Origin of the sequence: Streptomyces sp. ST2-7A, assembly GCF_021390475.1 — a bacterium.
GTDB lineage: Bacteria > Actinomycetota > Actinomycetes > Streptomycetales > Streptomycetaceae > Streptomyces.
Genome location: NZ_JAJUWS010000057.1, coordinates 1 through 20,521 on the forward strand (window position 1 = coordinate 1; position 20,521 = coordinate 20,521).

Genomic DNA, 20,521 nt, shown 5'->3' on the forward strand with positions numbered 1-20,521 from the left:
AACCCTCGTCCAACAGCAGATCGATCCGCTCGCGCGCGGTCGACTTGCCCTTCGCGCGCTGCGCCTCGGTGGCTTTCGCGCTCGGTCCGGCGTGGGCGCTCGCACGGATCTCGTGCAACTCGGCCACGCGGCCCCGGGCATCGGCCATCACGGAAGGCGTCCGGTCCTGATCGGTCATGTACAGACCCTACGAAAGCGTCACCCGCCACGCCGTCGTCGGAAAGTCACAGTGTCGGTCGGCATTTCATGGTCCGGCCGGACAGAAGCGACGCACGGAGGCGTTCCGGGGCGCGTGATTCCACACACGGCGGCGGGCGTGGTGGTGGGATTCCCACAAACCGGGCCCACACCACCCCGGCGGGACCCGACCGCCGCACCACCGCCGCACGAGAGGCTCCCGAGGTCGGGCACCCGTCCGGCCCCGGGCGGGGGACGGTCGCCGGGAACCGCCCCGCACGGTACCGCCCCGGAGAGGGAGGGGCACGGTGGCCGGCGGCCGTCCCGCGCGCCCCTCCCCCGATATCCGTCGGGGCCCGTCGACATCACCGCCCGGCACGCCGCGCACGGACTCCTCGTTCACTCCGTGGGCTGCAGACCGGCACGCAGCAGACCGTGGGTGTAGGCGTCCTGCAAGGCCTCCCAGGAGGCGGCGATGACGTTCTCCCCCACCCCGACCGTGGACCACTCCGCCGTGCCGTCACCGGCGGTGACCAGCACCCGGGTGATGGACTGGGTCCCCTGCCGGCCCTCCAGGATCCGCACCCGGTAGTCCACCAACTGGAAGCGCGCCAACTCGGGGAAGGTGCGCTCCAATCCCGACCGCAGCGCGCGGTCCAGGGCGTTGACCGGGCCGTTGCCCTCGCCACTGGCCACCACCCGCTCGCCCTTGACCCAGAGCTTGACGACCGCCTCGTTCTCCTGCTCGCCATCCGGTCGGCGGTCGGTGATGGTCCGCCAGCTCTCCAGTCGGAAGAAACGACGGATGCGGCCCTGCACCTCGTCACGGAGCAGCAGCTCGAAGGAGGCGTCGGCGGCCTCGTAGGTGTAACCCGCCAGTTCCCGTTCCTTGACCCGGTCCACGATCCGGCCGATCAGTTCCCGCTGTCCCGTCAGGTCGTACCCCAGTTCCCGGCCCTTGAGCTCGACCGAGGCGCGACCGGCCATGTCGGAGACCAGCATCCGCATCGAGTTCCCCACCCGTTCGGGGTCGATGTGCTGGTACAGATCCGGGTCCACCTTGATCGCCGAGGCGTGCAGACCGGCCTTGTGCGCGAAGGCCGAGACCCCCACGTAGGGCTGGTGGGTGGAGGGGGTCAGGTTGACCACCTCGGCGATGGCGTGCGAGATGCGGGTCATCTCGGCCAGCGCGCCGGCGGGCAGCACCCGACGGCCCTCCTTGAGTTCCAGCGCGGCGACCACCGGGAAGAGGTTGGCGTTGCCCACCCGCTCCCCGTAGCCGTTGGCGGTGCACTGGACGTGGGTGACGCCTGCTTCGACGGCGGTCAGCGTGTTGGCGACGGCGCACCCGGTGTCGTCCTGCGCGTGGATGCCCAGGCGGGCACCGGTGGCGGCGAGAACCTCCGAGACCACCCGGTGGACCCGGGAGGGGAGCATTCCACCGTTGGTGTCGCAGAGCACGACCACGTCGGCCCCGGCACCGGAGGCGGCGCGCACGACCTCCAGCGCGTACCCCGGGTTGGCCGCGTACCCGTCGAAGAAGTGCTCGCAGTCGACGAAGACCCGGCGGTCCCGGGAGCGCACGTACTCCACGGTCTCCCGGATCATCGCCAGGTTCTCCTCCGGCGTGGTGCGCAGCGCGAGTTCCACGTGCCGGTCGTGCGCCTTGGCGACCAGGGTGACGACGGGGGCCCCCGAGTCGATCAGGGCCCGTACCTGGGGGTCGGCCTCGGCGGCGACGCCCGCCTTGCGGGTGGCGCCGAAGGCGACCAGTCGGGCGTGACGGAAGTCGATCTCCCGCCGGGCGCGCTGGAAGAACTCGGTGTCCCGGGGGTTGGCGCCGGGCCAGCCGCCCTCGATGAAGCCGACACCGAACTCGTCGAGGTGGCGGGCGATGGTGAGCTTGTCGGCGACGGTGAGGTTGATCCCCTCGCGTTGGGCGCCGTCGCGCAGTGTGGTGTCGAAGACGTGGAAGGCGTCGCGATCCCCGGGCACGTCGGCCCCCGGCGCCCCGTCCCGGAGGACGGGATCGGGGCGGTCCTGCGGCGTGGCCGTCATGGTTGAGACTCCTGTCGGGTGAATGCGTCCTGGGATGCGCTCCCCGGCTGCCGTCCCGTGCGCCCGTCCCCCGGCGAGGTGGGCCGGAAAACGAAAAAACCCCTCGCGGGAGCGAGAGGTCTGCGCGCGGGTCCTGCGGAACGATGGGTACCGCCGCCCGGGTTTCCGTGCGGTTCAGTGGCCATCGGGGACCGGCGCGCTGCCACCGATAATCATGGTGAACGAGAGCACGATCGGGATTCTGGCACACCCCTCGGGCGAAAGCACTCCGAACCGGCGTCGTCTCAGCATCCGAACAAACGTCCCCGGAACGCCAGCGACGGGGATCCCGCCGCCGGCGCCGGGATGGGGGCGGCCGGTCGTGTCGACCGCCGGCCGGATCAGTCGGCCCGCGACTCCGGGACGATGATGTGGTGCATCCAACCGTGGGTGTCGGGGGCGCGGCCGGTCTGGATGGCCAGCAACGTCTCGCGCAGCCGCATCGTGATCGGGCCGGTACCGCCGTCACCCACCGTCCAGGAGGCGCGGGCGGACTTCACCTCACCGACCGGGGTGATGACCGCGGCCGTGCCGCAGGCGAAGACCTCGCTGATGGAACCGTCCTCGTTGCCCCGGCGCCAGTCCTCGGTCGAGAGCCGGACCTCCTCGGTGGCGTACCCCAGGTCCTCGGCGATCCGCAGCAGCGACAGCCGGGTGATGCCGGGCAGCAGGGTTCCGGTCAGCTCGGGGGTGACGATCCGGACGTTCTCCCGCCCCCCAGCGTCGGGCCCCTCCTCCCCGTACACGAAGTAGAGGTTCATGCCGCCCATCTCCTCGATCCAGCGGCGTTCCACGGCGTCCAGCCAGACCACCTGGTCACAGCCGTGGTTCGCCGCCTCCGCCTGGGCGACCAGGGAGGCGGCGTAGTTCCCCGCGCACTTGGCCTCGCCGGTGCCGCCGGGGGCGGCCCGCACGTACTCCTCCGACAGCCAGACCGAGACCGGCTCGACGCCACGCGGGAAGTAGGCGCCGGCCGGGGAGGCGATCACCATGAACAGGTACTCGTTGGCCGGCCGCACGCCGAGGCCGACCTCGGTGGCGAACATGAAGGGGCGGAGGTACAGGGACTGCTCCGCCTCACCCGGCACCCATGCCTCGTCCTGTCGGACGAGCAGGTCGATCGCCTCGACGAAGGTCTCCACCGGCAGCTCGGGCATGGCCAGCCGCCGGGCCGAGCGCTGGAAACGGCGGGCGTTCTCCTCGGGACGGAAGGCGGCGACACCGCCGTCCGCCCGGCGGTACGCCTTCAGTCCCTCGAAGATCGACTGCGCGTAGTGCAGCGTCATGTTCGCCGGGTCGATCTGCAGTGGGGCGTACGGCTCCAGCTGCGCGTCGTGCCAGCCGCGGCCCTCGCTCCACCGGATGGTGACCATGTGGTCGGTGAACCGGCGGCCGAAACCGGGATTGGCCAGCACCGCGGCGCGCTCCTCCTCGGGGAGCGGCTGCCCGGTGGGCTTGAGGTCGAATGCGATGCGGGGCGTCGTCATCTCTGGCGGTCCTTCGCTTGGTGTCGTGGCGGACCGCGCTCCCCGGTGTCGCGCCGCGGGCCCCGCGCGCCCGGCGGCCGGTGGGCCGGGGCGGTGCGGTGGGCCGCGGGGCGTGAATGCTCGGACGTCCAAGCATCGGGGAAGGCATCGGCCCCGCGTCCGATTATCGCGCGCGGGGACCGTGCCGTACACAGGGGTGGCGGTCCCGGGGAAAACTCCGGGGGCGCGCCGGGTCACCGGTTCCCGCGGGCCCCGGTGGGGGCGGACGGGAGGGACGAGGGCGCGGGCGGAGCGGGGTGGGCCGGCGCCGGGACGCCGGGGTCGCCGACGGCCGGCCCGGGGCCGGACCGCCGGCGGGCGATCAAGGATCGGGCGCCGGCGGTCAGCCGGCTACCCGGGCGGCGAGCGCGTCGCCGATCGCGTCCGTGGTGCGGGGGGTGCCGTCACGTTCCGCCAGGTCGGCGGTGACGGCCTCCTCGATCCGCCCGGCCTCGGCCTCGAGACCGAGGTGGCGCAGGAGGAGCGCGACGGACAGGACGGTGGCCGTGGGGTCGGCCTTCCCGGTGCCGGCGATGTCGGGGGCGGAGCCGTGGACCGGCTCGAACATGGAGGGGAACTCGCCGGTGGGGTTGATGTTCCCGGAGGCGGCCAGGCCGATGCCACCGGTGATGGCGGCGGCCAGGTCGGTGAGGATGTCACCGAAGAGGTTGTCGGTGACGATGACGTCGAATCGGCCGGGGTCGGTGACCAGGAAGATCGTCGCGGCGTCCACGTGCAGGTAGTCGGTGGTCACGTCGGGGTACTCGCCCCCGATCCGCTCCACCGTCCGGGTCCACAGGTGCCCGGCGTGCACCAGGACGTTGTTCTTGTGCACCAGGGTCAGCTTGCGCGCGGGGCGGGCGGAGGCCCGCTCGAAGGCGTCGCGCACGACGCGTTCCACGCCGTAGGCGGTGTTCAGGCTCACCTCGGTGGCGACCTCGGCCGGGGTGCCGGTCCGCATGGTGCCGCCGTTGCCCACGTAGGGACCCTCGGTGCCCTCGCGAACCACCACGAAGTCGATGTCCGGGTCGCCCGCCAGCGGCGAGGGGGTGTTGGGGAAGAGCCTGCTCGGCCTGAGGTTGACGTAGTGGTCGAAGGCGAAGCGCAGCTTCAGCAGCAGCCCCCGCTCCAGCACGCCGGAGGGAACGGTCGGGTCCCCGACGGCTCCCAGGAGGATCGCGTCGTGACCGCGCAGCCGCTCCAGCTCGGCGTCGGTCAGGGTCTCCCCCGTCTCGTGCCAGCGCTTGGCGCCGAGGTCGTAGCGGGTGGTCGCGACCTTGACGTCGGCGGGGAGGACCGCGTCCAGGACCTTGAGTCCCTGGGCCACCACCTCCGGGCCGATGCCGTCGCCGGGGATCACCGCGAGATTGATGCTGCGTGCCATGCGGGGACCCTACTGCGGTCCGGCCGTCGGTACCGGGACGTCCACGATGCGGACCCGGTGGAGGCGTCCTCCGGGACGCCGGTCGGGTGTCCGTCGGCACGATGTGCCCCTCCCCGGCGGGGAGGGGCACATCGTGCCGACGGATCGCGGTCGGTGCTCAGTGGTCGGCGGGGTACTCCGGCACGACGGGCTCGCCCACCCCGCCGTTGTCCCGGCGGTCCAGGGCCCGCTGAAGGGCGACGGCGGCGTTCCGGCGGGCGGTGCCGCCGGTGCCGCCGGTGGCGGAGGTGTGACGGGTGCGACGGCGCAGCATCGCGGCGGTGGTTGCGGCCATGGTGTATCGGCTCCCGGTGTGGTCCCGCGAGGGCGGGTACGGAGGAATCCTGATGCGCCAAAGGGGCGGGGGCCAGGGGCTGTGACGGGGGTCGCCCGCGGTGTCGCCCGGCCTCGTCCACCAACCGCCGGATCCGGCGATGACGTTCGGCTTCCACAAAAGTAACCCCGCTGATCCGTGGTGTCTCCCCAATTGCTCGAACGTCCTACTATGTGGACAGAGACACCGGTCACACTCTCGCCGACCAGCGGTTTCCCGATCTGCGGGGGTCGGCCGACCGCGCGGGGACACGATCGGGCCCCGACGACCGCCGGGGTGCGGCGGTCGTCGGGGCCCGGAAGCGGGCGGCCGGCTCCGGTGGTGTTCGGATTCGACCGCGAGGGGCGGGTCAGCCCATGTGCGGGTACCGGTAGTCGGTCGGCGGCACCAGCGTCTCCTTGATGGCGCGGGTCAGCGTCCACCGCATGAGGTTCTGCTTGGCACCCGCCTTGTCGTTGGTGCCCGAGGCCCGGCCGCCGCCGAACGGCTGCTGTCCCACCACCGCGCCGGTGGGCTTGTCGTTGATGTAGAAGTTGCCCGCCGCGTAGCGCAGCTCCTCGCAGGCCAGCGCGGCGGCGGCGCGGTCGCGCGAGATCACACAACCGGTGAGGCCGTAGGGCGCGACGGACTCCATCCGCTCGATGGCGGCCCGGAAGCCCGGCCCGCCACCGACACCGTCGGCCGAGTCATCGTAGACGTGGATCGCCAGCAGGGGCCCGAAGTACTCCTCCCGGAAGAACTCGCTCTCCGGGTCGGCGCACACCACCACGGTGGGCCGGATGAACCAGCCGATCGAGTCGTCGTACTTCCCACCGGCGACGATCTCGCAGTTCGGGTCGGCCTTGGCCCGTTCGATGGCCGAGGTGACCTTCGCGAAGGACCGCTCGTCGATGACCGCCGACATGAAATTCGACAGCTCGGTGACCGGCCCCATGGCCAGCCCCTCGACCTCGGCGACGAACTCCTCGCGCAGTCCGCCCTCCCACAGGGAGGCCGGCAGGTAGGCACGCGAGAGGGCGGAGCACTTCTGTCCCTGGTACTCGAAGGCACCGCGGGTCATCGCGGTGCGCAGCACCTCCGGGTCGGCGGACCGGTGGGCGATCAGGAAGTCCTTGCCGCCGGTCTCCCCCACCAGTCGCGGGTAGGTGCGGTAGTTCTCCAGGTTCTCGCCGACCGTCTTCCACAGGTAACGGAAGGTCGGGGTGGAACCGGTGAAGTGGACACCGGCCAGCTCCGGGTGCGCCAGGACGACCTTCGAGACCTCCACCCCGTCACCGGTCAGGAGGTTGATGACGCCCGGCGGCATGCCGGCCTCCTCCAGCAGTTCCATCAGGTGCACCGCCGCGAGGGTCTGGGTGGGCGACGGCTTCCAGATCACCACGTTGCCCATCAGGGCCGGGGCGGTGGGGAGGTTCCCCGCGATGGCGGAGAAGTTGAAGGGCGTGATGGCGTAGACGAAGCCCTCCAGCGGACGGTGGTCCAGCCGGTTCCACACGCCGGGCGAGTTGGTCTCCGGCTGCTCGGCGAGGATCTGCCGCGCGTAGTGGACGTTGAACCGCCAGAAGTCCACCAGCTCGCAGGGGGTGTCGATCTCCGCCTGCTGGGCGGTCTTGGACTGGCCCAGCATGGTGGCGGCGGCGATCCGCTCGCGCCAGGGACCGGCCAGCAGCTCGGCGGCGCGCAGGATGATCGCGGCGCGGTCGTCGAAGGACAGCGCCCGCCAGGCGGGGGCGGCGGCCAGGGCCGCGTCGACGGCCTGCCGGGCGTCGTCGCCGGTGGCGTGCGCGGCGGTGCCCAGCACCGACTTGTGGTCGTGCGGCTGCACCACCTCGAAGCGCTCGCCGCCGCCCGTGCGGCGCTCGCCGTCGATGGTCATCGGCAGCTCGGGCGACTCGTCGGCGAGTCGCCGCAGCCACTCCTCCAGACGGGCCCGCTCGGGGCTGCCCGGCGCGTAGTCGTGCACCGGCTCGTTGACCGGCGCGGGTACCCGGGTGACGGCGTCCATGGCCTGGCTCCTTCTTCGGCGCTGGGATTCTTCGGATTCCGGGACCGCCGGATCGCGGGGATCACGGGTCCGCGGGGTGCCCGGATGCGGCCGGGGGCCGCTCCGGGCGGAGTTCGGGGGCCGGGTGGCCTCGGGGGTGGGGTCGTTTCGGAGGTGTCGGAGGGGGCCGGGGGCGGGTCAGTCGCGCGAGACGAACGAGCGCAGGAAGAAGGCCACGTTGGCCGGGCGCTCGGCGAGCCGCCGCATGAAGTAGCCGTACCAGTCGGTGCCGTAGGGCACGTAGACCCGCACGCGGTGCCCGGCCTCCGCCAACCGCACCTGCTCGGCCTCGCGGATGCCGTAGAGCATCTGGAATTCGTACGATCGCGGCGAGCGTCCGACGCGCCGGGCCAGTTCCTGCGCGATGGCGATCATCCGCGGGTCGTGGGAACCGATCATCGGGTACCCGTCGCCCGTCATCAGCAGCCGCAGGCAGCGCACGTAGGCGCGGTCCACCAGGTGCTTGTCCTGGTACGCCACCTCGGCGGGCTCCTGATAGGCGCCCTTGACCAGCCTCACCCGGGATCCTTCCCCGGCCAGGGCCCGGCAGTCGTCCTCGGTGCGCAGCAGACAGCTCTGCAGCACCGCCCCGGTCGCCGGGAACCGGCGGCGCAGCTCGGTGAGGATCGCCAGGGTGGAGTCCACGGTGGTGTGGTCCTCCATGTCCAGGGTGACGGTGGTGCCGGCCGCGTCGGCGGCCTCCACCACGGACAGCGCGTTGGCGAACGCCAGGTCGTGGCCGCCGGGCAGCGCCTGGCCGAAGGCGGAGAGCTTGACCGACATCTCGGCCCGCTCGCCCAGCCCTTCCTTCGCCGACGACTCGGTCAGCGCCAGGTAGGCGTCCCGGGCGCGCAGCGCCTCGGCGGGATCGGTGACGTCCTCGCCGAGGTGGTCCAGGGTGACCTCCAGGTCCCGTCCGGTCAGCGAGCGGACCGCCGCCACGGCCTGGTCCAGGCGTTCACCGGCGATGAAGCGGTCGACGACCGGCCGGGTCACGGGCGTGGTCGAGACGAGACGACGCATGGTGTCGCTGCGCGAGGCGACGTGCAGCACGGGTCCCAGCAACGGGCACCTCCACGGAACGAGCGGTGGGTGACGCCTCGGCCCCCTCCCGACGACGCGGACGCGCCCGGACGGAACCGATTCCCCCGGACTGTAGGGAGTCGCGCGGGACGCGGCCCACGGACAGCTGTCACGCGCCGGCGGGGGTTTCCCATACATCTGTACGACAATGAGGGAGCGGCCGGGCGGTGACACGCCCGCGACGCGGGGCGGAACGCCCCGGGCCCGAACGGAAACGGCGGCACGACACGTGAGCGATCCCCTGCGGGACGAGGACCACCAGGCGTTGGTCGACGAGATCTCCCGCCTGCTGCGCACCCCGGCGACGCTGGAGGCACGGGACTTCTCACTGATCGCCTTCGCCTCCCACTCCGGCCTGGACGAGACCGTGGTGGACCCGGTGCGGACCCGCACCATCCTCGGTCGCAGTTCCCCGGCGGAGGTGCGGCGCTGGTTCGAGGGCTTCGGCATCACCCGGGCGACCGGTCCGGTGCGCATCCCGGCGGACCCGGCGGCCGGCGTGACCACCGGGCGGATCTGCCTGCCGGCCCGCCGTCGGGGCGTGGTGCACGGGTACGTGTGGCTGCTGGACGACGGCAGCCTCTCGCCGGAGGACCCCCGGATGCCGGAGGCGATGGCGATCGCGGGGCGGATCGGTGCCTCCCTGGGAGCCAGGATCCGGCCGGGCGCCCGACCGGCGGAGGCGCTGCGACGCCTGCTGACCGCCCCGCCGGCGGCGCGCCCCGGCGCCGTGGCCGCCGTGACCGGGGCGCTGGGCTCCGCCGCCGGTGGTCCGGTGGCCCTGGTGGCGGTGCTTCCGTGGCCGGTGGACACCGATCCCGGCGACCCGACCCCGCCGGTGCTCGCCGCGACGGTGCTGCCCGGCCCGGCGAACGGCCCGCGACCGCCCGAGACGCCCGCTGCGGGCACACGACCGGCGCTCGCCCTCCTGGTGCGGCTGCGCGAGCGCCGAGGGGATCCGGAGCCGCCTCCCGGACCGGCCCGGGAGGTCGCCGAGGCGGCCCTGGCGCGGCTGCCCGCCCCCGGGCGCGGCACGGCACGGGCGGGGATCGCGCTCTGCCGCGGTGTGCCGACCGGCGACCCGACCGGCGCGGACTCCCCCAACCGAGCGTCGGAGGGGGCGCCGGACGGGAGAGGGATCGGGACGGGGACGGAACCCGTCGGCCCGGCCGGCTGGCCCCTCGCCTGGCGACGGGCGACGACCGCCGCCGGGGTGGCGGCGGCCGAACCCCGAACGGGCCGGATCGCGGAGTGGTCCGCGCTGGGGGCGCACCGTCTGCTGACCTCGCTGCCGCCCGGACCGCCGGATCCGGCCGTCCGGGTGTTGCTGCGCCCCGCCCATCGGGAGCTGGCCCGGACGGCGGAGGTGTGGCTGGATCTCGCGGGGCGGGCCGGAGAGACCGCCCGGGAGCTGGGGATCCACCGCCAGACGCTGTACTACCGCCTGGCCCGGGTGGAGGAGTTGACCGGACTGCGGGTCGCCGACGGCGGGGATCGGCTGCTGCTGCACATGGCGCTGAAGGCCGCCCGGCTGCACGGGACCGGGTGACCGGGCCGTTGGCGCCCCGGCCCGCCCCGGCGGTACGCGGCCCCACGCGGTCACGACGGAGGGCTCCCGGGCTCGTGGAAGCCGGGAACGGAGCCGGGAACGGACGCGGCCCCACCGCCCCGGAAAGGGGCGACGGGGCCGGCGGGGTCCGTCCTCCACCCGATCGCGATTTCACACGATCGGGCGATGGTTCAGGGGTGTCAGTCGGTGTCGAGGTTGACGCCGCGGGCCGAGCTGGCGCCGATCTCCTCGGTGATCTCGGTCAGCACCGCCGGCGGGATGGGAAGGTCCAGGGTCAGCGCGATCAGCGCGTCCCCGCCCTCCTCCGCGCGGGAGACCTGCATCCCCGCGATGTTGATGTCGGCGGTGCCCAGGATCCGGCCCAGGGTGCCGACCACACCGGGCCGGTCGGTGTAGCGGAAGAAGGCCATGTGATCGGTGAGCGCCAGGTCCAGGGTGTGCTCGCCGACGCCGACGATCTTCTGCTGGTGCTTGGGGCCGGCCAGGGTGCCGGAGATCGCCACCTCACCGCCGCCGGTGAGGGTGCCGCGCACGGTGATGACGTTGCGATGGTCCGGGGACTCGGAGCTGGTGGTCAGCCGCACTTCCACACCGCGCTCCTGCGCGAACAGCGGCGCGTTGACGTAGGAGACAGTCTCGGCGACCACGTCCTCGAAGACACCCTTGAGCGCGGAGAGTTCCAAAATCTTCACGTCGTGCTGAGTGATCTCGCCGCACACTTCGACGTCGAGGCGCTGGGCGACCTCGCCTGCGAGGGCGGTGAAGATCCGGCCCAGCTTCTCGGCCAGCGGCAGGCCGGGTCGGACGTCCTCGGCGATGACCCCGCCCTGGACGTTGACCGCGTCGGGGACCAGCTCGCCCGCGAGGGCCAGGCGCACCGAGCGTGCCACCGAGACGCCCGCCTTCTCCTGGGCCTCACCGGTGGAGGCTCCCAGGTGCGGGGTGGCGACCACGTTGTCGAACTCGAAGAGCGGGGAGTCGGTGCACGGCTCGACCGCGAAGACGTCGAGGCCGGCGGCGGCGACGCGGCCCTCCTTGAGCGCGCTGTGCAGGGCGGCCTCGTCGACGATTCCGCCACGCGCGGCGTTGATGATCCGCACCGAGGGCTTGACCTTGTGCAGCGCCTCGTCACCGATCAACCCGAGCGTCTCGGGGGTCTTCGGCAGGTGCACGGTGATGAAATCGGAGACGGCGAGCAGCTCGTCCAGGGAGAGCAGCTTGACGCCCATCTGGGCGGCGCGGGCCGGCTGCACGTACGGGTCGTAGGCGACGACCTTCATGCCGAAGGCGGACATCCGCTGGGCGACCAGCACGCCGATGCGGCCCAGGCCGACCACGCCGAGGACCTTCTCCGACAGTTCCACGCCGGTGTACTTGCTGCGCTTCCACTCGCCGTTCTTCAGCGCGGCGTTGGCCTGCGGGATGTTGCGGGCGGTGGCCAGGACCAGGCCGCAGGCCAGCTCGGCGGCGGTGACGATGTTGGAGGTGGGCGCGTTGACCACCATGACGCCGGCCTTGGTGGCGGCGGAGACGTCGACGTTGTCCAGACCGACGCCGGCCCGGGCGACCACGCGCAGGCGGCTCGCCGCGGCGATGGCCTCGGCGTCGATCCGGGTGGCGCTGCGGATCAGGACCGCGTCCACGTCACGGATCGCGTCCAGCAGTTCGGTTCGATCGGCGCCGTTGCACCGGCGGGTCTCGAAGTCCGGCCCCAGGGCGTCCACCGTGGCGGGGGAGAGCTCCTCGGCGATGAGTACGACAGGCTTGCTCACTTGGTCAGTCCTCGCTTGTCCTCTGCGGGGGGCCGCGTCCCGACGGCCGAAGGAAGTGGAGGTGGGCAGCCGCGTGGAGACGCACGACGCTGTGAGCCTGTGACGCGCTTCGCAGTGCAGTGTATCGGCGGGGCGGTGGTCCCGTTCGCCCACAAACGGGACCACCGCCCGGTGAAATCCACCCGGCTCCCACCGGGAGTTCGCCCGAAGGAATGACAGCGCGTCAGCGCTCGTCGTCCACCCAGCTCATCAGCTTCCGGAGGTCCTTGCCGGTGGACTCCAGCAGGTGGTCGCCGTCGGCCTTCTTGTACTCGTTGTACTTCGGCAGGCCGGCCTCGTACTCCGCCATCCAGGTGCGGGCGAAGGAGCCGTCCCGGATCTCGTCGAGCACCTTGCGCATCTCGGCCTTGGTGGCGTCGGTGATGATGCGCGGGCCGGTGACGTAGTCGCCCCACTCGGCGGTCTCCGAGATGGACCAGCGCATCTTCTCCAGGCCGCCCTCGTACATGAGGTCGACGATGAGCTTCAGCTCGTGCAGGCACTCGAAGTAGGCGATCTCCGGCTGGTAACCGGCTTCCACCAGGGTCTCGAAGCCGGCCTTGACCAGAGCGGCGGTGCCGCCGCACAGCACGGCCTGCTCGCCGAAGAGGTCGGTCTCGGTCTCCTCGGTGAAGGTGGTCTTGATGACGCCGGCCCGGGTGCCGCCGATGCCCTTGGCGTAGGAGAGGGCGAGCGGGAAGCCGTTGCCGGTCGCGTCCTGCTCCACCGCGACGATGCAGGGCACGCCGCGCCCCTCCTCGTACTGGCGGCGCACCAGGTGACCGGGGCCCTTGGGGGCGACCATGCAGACGTCCACGCCGGCCGGGGGCTTGATGAAGCCGAACCGGATGTTGAAGCCGTGGCCGAAGAACAGGGCGTCCCCGTCCTTCAGGTTGTCCTTCACGGACTCCTCGTAGACCTTGGCCTGCACCGGGTCCGGGACCAGGATCATGATGACGTCGGCCTCGGCGGCGGCCTCGGCCGGCGTGGTGACGCGCAGCCCCTGCTCCTCGGCCTTCACCCGCGAGCGGGAGCCCTCCGGCAGGCCGACCCGGACATCGACGCCCGAGTCGCGCAGCGAGAGCGCGTGCGCGTGCCCCTGGCTGCCGTAGCCCAGGACCGCGACCTTGCGTCCCTGGATGATGGACAGGTCGGCGTCGTCGTCGTAGAACAGTTCGGCCACTTCGGTTCTTCTCCTTGGTTCTCGCCCGGGCGGGGTCCGCGGCGTGCGGACCACCGTAGGACGTGCGGGTGGTGAGGGGGGAGCCGGTCTCGCCATGCGGTCCGGCCGGGTGTTCGATGGGGCGTCGCGGCCCCCGACACCGTGGGCGCCGGGGCCGACGGCGCGTCAGGCGCTGCGCTCCAGGGCGCGCAGCGAACGGTCGGTGATGGAGCGGGCGCCGCGACCGATGGCGATCGTGCCGGACTGGACCAGCTCCTTGATGCCGAAGGGCTCCAGCATCCGCAGCATGGCCTCCAACTTCTCGCTGCTGCCGGTGGCCTCGATCGTCACGGCCTCCGGTGAGACGTCCACGGTCTTGGCGCGGAAGAGCTGGACGATCTCGATGATCCGCGAGCGGCTGTCGTTGTCCGCCCGGACCTTGACCAGGACCAGTTCGCGGCGGACCGCGGAGGTCGGGTCCAGCTCGACGATCTTCAGCACGTTCACGAGCTTGTTGAGCTGCTTGGTCACCTGCTCCAGCGGCAGATCCTCGACACCGACCACGATGGTGATCCGGGAGATCTCCGGGTGCTCGGTGGTGCCGACGGCGAGGGAGTCGATGTTGAAACCCCGGCGGGAGAACAGCGAGGTGATCCGGGCCAGGACACCCGGCTTGTTCTCCACCAGGACGGAGAGCGTGTGCTTGGACATGACTGCTTCCTGAACTTCCGAACCCCGAACGGGGTCACGACGGGTGGGCGCGGGCGGGGCCGTCCCCGGGGCTCCCGGCCCACCGCGGGGGCGGGACACCGGGGACGGCGGGGGTCAGTCGTCCGAGTCCCCGAAGTCGGGGCGCACTCCCCGGGCGGCCATGACCTCGTCGTTGGAGGTGCCGGCCGCGACCATCGGCCAGACCATGGCGTCCTCGTGGACGATGAAGTCCACCACGACCGGCCGGTCGTTGATGGAGTTGGCCTTCTCGATCACCGCGTCCAGGTCCTCGGGGTTCTCGCAGCGCAGCCCGACGCAGCCCATCGCCTCGGCCAGTTTGACGAAGTCCGGCACCCGGGTGCCCCGGACGGCCTGCGACCCGTCGGCCGGACCCCCGCTGTTGGGGCCCTCGCCGTTGGGACCGGAGTGCAGCACGGTGTTGGAGTAGCGCTGGTTGTAGAAGAGCGTCTGCCACTGGCGGACCATGCCCAGGGCGCCGTTGTTGATGATGGCGACCTTGATCGGGATGTTGTTCAGGGCGGCGGTGACCAGTTCCTGGTTGGTCATCTGGAAACAGCCGTCGCCGTCGATCGCCCAGACCGTGGCGTCCGGCCGACCGGCCTTGGCGCCCAGCGCGGCGGGCACCGCGTAGCCCATGGTGCCCAGTCCACCGGAGTTCAGCCAGGTGGCGGGACGGTCGAAGGTCAGGTAGTGGGCGGCCCACATCTGGTGCTGGCCGACGCCGGAGGTGTAGACGGTGTTCTCCGGGGCCAGGCGGCCGATCCGCTCGATGACCTGCTGCGGGGAGAGGCTGCCGTCCTCCGGCATGTCGTAGCCGAGCGGGTAGGTCTCCCGCCAGCGGCCCAGCAGGTCGCGCCAGGCCGTGTAGTCACCGGTGTTCCCGGCCTCGGCCTCGGTGCGCAGGATGGCCAGCAGGTCACCGAGGACGTCCTTGGCGTCACCGACGATCGGCACGTCGGCGACGCGGTTCTTGCCGATCTCGGCGGGGTCGATGTCGGCGTGGACGATCTTCGCGACGGGTGCGAAGGAGTCCAGTTTCCCGGTGACCCGGTCATCGAAGCGGGCCCCGACGGCGATGATCAGGTCGGACTTCTGCAGTGCGGTGACAGCGGTGACCGAACCGTGCATACCCGGCATACCGACGTGCAGCGGGTGGGTGTCGGGGAAGGACCCCAGCCCCATCAGGGTGGTGGTCACCGGGATGCGGGCGAACTCGGCGAGGGCCAGCAGTTCGGCGGAGGCGGCGGACTTGATGACCCCGCCCCCCACGTACAGCACCGGGCGGCGGGCGGCGGTGATCAGCCGGGCGGCCTCGCGGATCTGCTTGGCGTGCGGGCGGCTCACCGGACGGTAGCCGGGCAGGTCGTGGGTGGGGGGCCAACTGAAGGTGGTCTCCGCCTGGAGGGCGTCCTTGGCGATGTCCACCAACACCGGTCCGGGGCGGCCGGTGGAGGCGATGTGGAATGCCTCGGCGATGGTCCGGGGGATGTCGGCCGGGTCGGTGACCAGGAAGTTGTGCTTGGTCACCGGCAGGGTGATGCCGCAGATGTCGGCTTCCTGGAAGGCGTCGGTGCCGATGGCGCGGCTGGCGACCTGACCGGTGATCGCCACCAGCGGCACCGAGTCCATGTGGGCGTCGGCGATGGGCGTGACCAGGTTGGTGGCACCGGGGCCGGAGGTGGCCATGCAGACGCCGACGCGGCCGGTGGCCTGGGCGTACCCGGTGGCGGCGTGGCCCGCGCCCTGCTCGTGACGGACGAGCACGTGCCGGACCCGGGTGGAGTCCATCATCGGGTCGTAGGCGGGGAGGATCGCTCCACCCGGGATGCCGAAGACGGTCTCGGCGCCGACGGACTCCAGGGAGCGGATGAGGGACTGCGCTCCGGTGACGTGCTCGACGGTGGCGGCGGGCTGGGGTCCGCCGCGGGGAGCCCGGGGGTGGGGCTTCGGTGCCCCGGTGGCCTGCTCGGTCATCGCTTCTCTTCCCGGATGGTGAGGGTGCGGGTGCCGTCCCGGTGAGGGTTTTCCGGGGCGGTCGTGGCTGGGTGGAGTCGTGTGGGCACGGCCCGCGCGGGCCGGCGGTGGGCCCGGAGGGTGGGCGGGATGTCCGGTGCAACAAAAAACCCCTCGTGCCGGAAGGCAGGCGAGGGGGGCGCGTCGGTGGGGGTCCGCGGAACCGCGGGCCCGGCGTCAGCCGACGCGCCTGCCGAGTACGAGAATTCGGGTGCGCATGAAACAGACGATCCTCCGGGAGTCGGCGGAGTGTCAAGCTCATGGGACGCATGTCTCACTATGTGGGCCGGGGGTGGGTGTCCGACGGACACCGCGCCGACCGGTCGGTGGGCGCCCGACCCGGCCCTTCGTCGGCCGACCGGGTGTCGGGGACGGTCGGCGCCGGCACGGACTCCGCCCCGACCGGTGGCGGAAACGGGGCCGGCGGGCCGAAGCCGCCACCGCCGAGGGGGGCGGGGAGCACCACCGGGAGCGCCGCGAGAGGTACCGCGGGAACGCCGGGAGCGCCCGGCCCGGCGGGAAGTCGCCCCGGCGCGGGCACGCGGGGGGTGAGGGCGGCTCCGGGCCCCGCGCAGGCCCCTGCCCCGGAGCGGGGATCACCGGCCCCGAGGGTGCGCCGGGCCCCCTCCGTGTCCCCCTCCGATCCCCGGTGGGGGCTCCCGTCCGCCGGGCGGCGCGGGGGGTTCTCCCCGGCGTGCTCCATCGGGTCACAGAGGACGACCCTTCCCTTGCCACCCTGCTTTGCCCGGTACATCGCGAGATCGGCCCGCCGCAGCAGTTCCGCGGGACCCACCCCCGGGTCGGCGAAGGCGATGCCGATACTGGCCGCGATCCGTACGGTGGTGCCGTTCTCCCCCGGTCCGTCGCCCCCCGTCCGCGCGCCGGTCGGGGCTCCGTCCTCCCCCTCCGCGGTCCGGACGCCGACCCGGTAGGGGCGGGAGAGGGCGACGCGGACCCGCTCGGCGATCTCCACCACCCGGGCCCGCCGGTCGGCCTCGTCCTCCCCACCGGGATCGCCCACGATGAGCGCGGCGAACTCGTCGCCGCCGAGCCGGGCGGTGGTGTCCCCCGCGCGGACCGACTCGCGCAGGCGGCGGGCGGCCTGGACCAACAGGTCGTCCCCGGCCTGGTGACCGATGGTGTCGTTGACCGCCTTGAAGCCGTCGAGGTCGATGTAGAGGACGGCCGCCGGGCTGTCCCCGGCCCGGCGGCCACCGAGCGCCCGCCGCATCCGGTCGGTGAACAGCGCCCGATTGGGCAGGCCGGTGAGCGGGTCGTGGAAGGCGTGGTGCCGCAGGCGCTCCTGCAACCGCACCCGTTCCGTGACATCCCGGCTGGTGAGCACCAGACCGTCGCGGTGGCGGTTGACGCAGGACTCGACGTTGAGCCAGTGTCCGGCGCCGTGGCGGATCCGGCACTCCACCCGCACGCTGGCGTCGGGCGGACCGTCGGCGGTCAGGAACCGGCGCAGTTCGTACAGGACGCCGCCCATGTCCTCGGGATGGACCAGTCCGGCGAGGCGACGCCCCACCAGGCGGTCGGGATCGGTGCCCCAGACGACGGCGGCGGCGGGGCTTACGTATCGCAGGGCCCCGTCCGGCCCGGCGATCATGATGACGTCGCTGGAGCCCTGGACCAGGGAGCGGAAGTGGTGTTCCTGCCGGGCGAGCTCGCGGGTGAGGCAGATGTTGTCGGCCAGCATGATCGCCTGTCGGACCAGTAGGGCCAGCACCACGGCGCCCGTGGTGGCCACCACGACCCAGTCCGGCGAGCCGGGGGTGATCGGGACGTCGACGGTCCCCGGGCCGCCGCGCGGGGCCAGGGTGATCAGCGCCCCCAGCACGCAGACCGCCGCCGCGAGGTAGGGGGCGAAGGCGGAGAGCGAGGGAGTGGGACCCCGCAGGGCGATGACCGCGGTGTCGCCGGGACGGTCGGGATCGGTCGGGTCGTCGGGGGATCGCACCGCCCCCGCCGGGTGCGTCGCCGTCCCGCCGGGAAAACCGAAGCGGTCGGGGTCGGGGACGGCCGGACCGGGTGACGCGGAAGAGGGCACCGGGGCGTCGGGGTCGGTCCCGTCCCCCCGGCGACGGATCTCCCGGCCCGCCATCCACGGGGCCCCGGCCAGCAGCACGGAGCCGGCGAACCACCCGGCGTCCAGCAGTTGACCGCTGCTGTACTGCTCGCGCAACAGCGGCGAACCGAACAGAAAATCGCACAGAACGGTGAGGGCGAACGCTCCGATCACGGCGTTGACGGCGGCCCGTTGCGCGGCCGAACGCCGGAGGTGCAGCACGAGCACCGTGCTGACCAGAACGATGTCCAGCAGCGGGTAGGCCAGGGCCAGGGCGGAACGCAGCACGGACTCCCCCGCCTGCGGGGTCAGCCGGGTGATCGCCAGGCTCCACGACAGGGTGAACAGTGATCCCGCCACCAGCCAGGCGTCCAGGCCCAGGCAGAGCCACCCGGCCGGACGCGAGGGGCGCCGGGCCAGCAGGAGCAGGCCGACCACCGCGCAGGGCGCGAAGAGCAGGAAGCACAGGTCCGCGGGCGAGGTGCGGGGAACCGGCTGGTCGAGGACCACCTCGTACCACCCCCACACCCCGTTGCCCAGGGCGATCATCAGCGAGGACAGGCCGAAGAGCAGCCAGGCGTGCCGGGTCCCACCCGCCCGGGTGCGGGCGTACCAGAGGCAGGAGACGCAGGCGGCCAGAGCCGCCAGGGCCAGGCCGAAGTCGCCCATCACCAGGGCGAGGCGGGGCGAACCCCAGCCGAGACCGGCCCCCAGGGCGTATCCGGCGCAGAGCACGATGATGGCGATCCGCAGGCGGGTCGGGGTGAGCGGGGTCGGCGACGGGCGGGCCGGGTTCGACACCGACCCGGCACCCCGGGCCGACTCCCCCGGCCCCGGGTCCACCCCGGGAGGAACGGCGGTCATCGCACCTCCCGCCCCCGGCACGAACGGCCCAGCGGCGGTCGGGCCCCGCCGCGCCGACGGAGCCGGATCGATAGCCTGCGGAAGTGGCACATGCGCGTGTCGCCCCCCTGTGTTCCGGGCACCCCTTTCCCCGACGATACACCAGAATCGTCACCCATCGACATTGCCCAACAGCGGAGAGTGACACCGGGGGAGGTGGGGGATCCCGGGGCCCGGGAGGGATCCCGCGCCACGGGCCCCGGACCGATCCGGCCCCGCGGCGGGCCACCCGTCCGCTCCCCGACGCCTCGCCGGGCGCCCGGCGAGGCGTCGGGTCCGGCCGCCCACACCGCCACGGGGTCGCTCCCCGCGGCACCCCGCGGCGGACTCCCGGCGCCCGTCCCCACCACGCGTCCGGCTCCACGACCCGAACCCGCCCGCCGGGCGCCGGGCTCAGCCGACGGCGCCCGCCTCCGCCACGACGAACTCCGGCCGCTCCCCCGCCGCGAAGCGGCTCAACTGTCCTCTCAGCAGGCGGTCCGCGCGCGGCCGGAAGGCCGAGGACGCGCCGCCCACGTGCGGGGAGATCAACGCGCCCGGGGCCCGCCACAGCGGGTGGTCGGCGGGCAGCGGCTCCGGATCGGTGACGTCCAGCGCGGCCCGCAGCCGCCCCGTCCCCAGTTCGGCCAGCAGCGCGGTGGTGTCCACCACCGCGCCCCGTGCCACGTTCACCACCAGGGCACCGTCCGGCAACCGGGCCAGGAAGTCCCGGTCCACCAGCCCCCTGGTGAGGTCGGTCAACGGGGTGCAGATCACCACGATCTCCGCCCGCGGCAGCAACCCGTCGAGATCCGCCGGCGCGTGCACGGGACCGCGCGGGGAGGTGCGCGCGGCGGTCGCCACCCGGATCACCCCGGCCGGCTCGAAGGGCACCAGCCGTTCCTCCACCGCCCGCCCGATCCCGCCGTGGCCGAGGATCAACACCGTGCGGTCGGCCAGCGAGGGACGGAGTGCCGGTTCCCACGCTCCCCGGTCCCCGGCGCGCACGGCCTCGGGGATGCCGCGCTGGGCGGCGAGGATCAACGCCAGGGCGAGTTCGGCGGTGCTGGTGTCGTGCAGGCCCCCCGCGTTGCACAACAGCGAGCCGGCGGGCATCGACCCCAGCCCCGGCACCATGTGCTCCCAGCCCGCGGTGAGTGTCTGCGTCACCCGCACTCGTGGCATCCGCTCCAGCGGACGCAGCGCCGTGCGGGGCCCCTTCATATAGGGCACCGCGTAGAAAACGCAGTTCGTCGGGTCCGCGGGGAACTCCTCCTCCCCGTTCCAGCGTCGATACTCCAGCGAGGACGGGAGGCCCTCGATCTCGTCGGACGGGAAGGGAAGCCACACGTCACCGGAAGTCATGGCCACAGGCTAACGCCGGGTCGAACGGGGTCGAACGGTGCCGTCCCGCCGCCTCCGGGGCGCCCGACCCGGCGTCCCGGAGGCGGCGGATCGGGCACCGCGGCGCCCGCGATCGGCCGGGGCGGTTCCCGGCCGGTCGCGGGCGCCGAACGGACAGCGGATACGTTGGTGCGCCACGGACACCGGCGGGTGTCGCCCGGGGTGGCGCGGCCGGAACGGGGCGGTGGACCG

Annotated in this window: 13 protein-coding genes and 1 pseudogene; 1 reads left to right on the top strand and 13 read right to left on the bottom strand. The window is 72.9% G+C overall.

Annotation, left to right across the window (positions count from 1 at the left end):
* The 7 genes and pseudogenes from LZF96_RS24525 to LZF96_RS24555 all read right to left on the bottom strand — a co-directional run.
* Window positions 1–178 (bottom strand): annotated as a pseudogene (locus tag LZF96_RS24525) (methylmalonyl-CoA carboxyltransferase); the annotation flags it as partial.
* Window positions 179–576: 398 nt separating this feature from the next.
* Complete coding sequence (cimA, locus tag LZF96_RS24530) at window positions 577–2,235, bottom strand: citramalate synthase (protein ID WP_233876730.1); 1,659 nt, start codon at window positions 2,233–2,235, stop codon at window positions 577–579.
* 380 nt (window positions 2,236–2,615) lie between these two features.
* Window positions 2,616–3,761: a branched-chain amino acid aminotransferase gene (locus LZF96_RS24535; protein WP_233876732.1), complete on the bottom strand. Its 1,146-nt coding sequence runs from the start codon at window positions 3,759–3,761 to the stop codon at window positions 2,616–2,618.
* Window positions 3,762–4,143: 382 nt separating this feature from the next.
* On the bottom strand, window positions 4,144–5,184 hold the full coding sequence (locus LZF96_RS24540; RefSeq protein ID WP_233876734.1) for a 3-isopropylmalate dehydrogenase: 1,041 nt from the start codon (window positions 5,182–5,184) through the stop codon (window positions 4,144–4,146).
* A gap of 157 nt (window positions 5,185–5,341) precedes the next feature.
* Window positions 5,342–5,518 (bottom strand): hypothetical protein, encoded by a 177-nt coding sequence (locus LZF96_RS24545; RefSeq protein ID WP_233876736.1) that lies wholly within the window; start codon window positions 5,516–5,518, stop codon window positions 5,342–5,344.
* 388 nt (window positions 5,519–5,906) lie between these two features.
* A complete protein-coding gene (gene pruA, locus LZF96_RS24550) occupies window positions 5,907–7,562 on the bottom strand; it encodes an L-glutamate gamma-semialdehyde dehydrogenase (RefSeq protein ID WP_233876738.1) in 1,656 nt (551 codons plus the stop codon).
* A 177-nt stretch (window positions 7,563–7,739) separates the two neighbouring features.
* Window positions 7,740–8,666, bottom strand: a complete 927-nt coding sequence (locus LZF96_RS24555) for a proline dehydrogenase family protein (protein ID WP_233876740.1) — start codon at window positions 8,664–8,666, stop codon at window positions 7,740–7,742.
* A 247-nt stretch (window positions 8,667–8,913) separates the two neighbouring features.
* Between LZF96_RS24555 and LZF96_RS24560 the strand changes: the two genes are divergently transcribed.
* Entirely contained in the window at window positions 8,914–10,233 is a 1,320-nt protein-coding gene (locus LZF96_RS24560) for a helix-turn-helix domain-containing protein (protein ID WP_233876742.1), read from the top strand.
* A gap of 200 nt (window positions 10,234–10,433) precedes the next feature.
* Here LZF96_RS24560 and serA read toward each other — a convergent pair whose 3' ends face one another.
* From serA to LZF96_RS24590, 6 genes are all read right to left on the bottom strand, one after another.
* On the bottom strand, window positions 10,434–12,026 hold the full coding sequence (gene serA, locus LZF96_RS24565; RefSeq protein ID WP_233876744.1) for a phosphoglycerate dehydrogenase: 1,593 nt from the start codon (window positions 12,024–12,026) through the stop codon (window positions 10,434–10,436).
* A gap of 223 nt (window positions 12,027–12,249) precedes the next feature.
* Window positions 12,250–13,248, bottom strand: a complete 999-nt coding sequence (gene ilvC, locus LZF96_RS24570; protein ID WP_233876747.1) for a ketol-acid reductoisomerase — start codon at window positions 13,246–13,248, stop codon at window positions 12,250–12,252.
* A 165-nt stretch (window positions 13,249–13,413) separates the two neighbouring features.
* Complete coding sequence (gene ilvN / locus LZF96_RS24575; protein ID WP_233876749.1) at window positions 13,414–13,938, bottom strand: acetolactate synthase small subunit; 525 nt, start codon at window positions 13,936–13,938, stop codon at window positions 13,414–13,416.
* A gap of 114 nt (window positions 13,939–14,052) precedes the next feature.
* Complete coding sequence (locus tag LZF96_RS24580) at window positions 14,053–15,933, bottom strand: acetolactate synthase large subunit (protein WP_233876751.1); 1,881 nt, start codon at window positions 15,931–15,933, stop codon at window positions 14,053–14,055.
* Window positions 15,934–16,249: 316 nt separating this feature from the next.
* Window positions 16,250–18,907, bottom strand: a complete 2,658-nt coding sequence (locus LZF96_RS24585; protein WP_233876753.1) for a sensor domain-containing diguanylate cyclase — start codon at window positions 18,905–18,907, stop codon at window positions 16,250–16,252.
* Window positions 18,908–19,339: 432 nt separating this feature from the next.
* Complete coding sequence (locus LZF96_RS24590; protein ID WP_233876756.1) at window positions 19,340–20,290, bottom strand: 2-hydroxyacid dehydrogenase; 951 nt, start codon at window positions 20,288–20,290, stop codon at window positions 19,340–19,342.
* Window positions 20,291–20,521 lie beyond the last annotated feature (231 nt).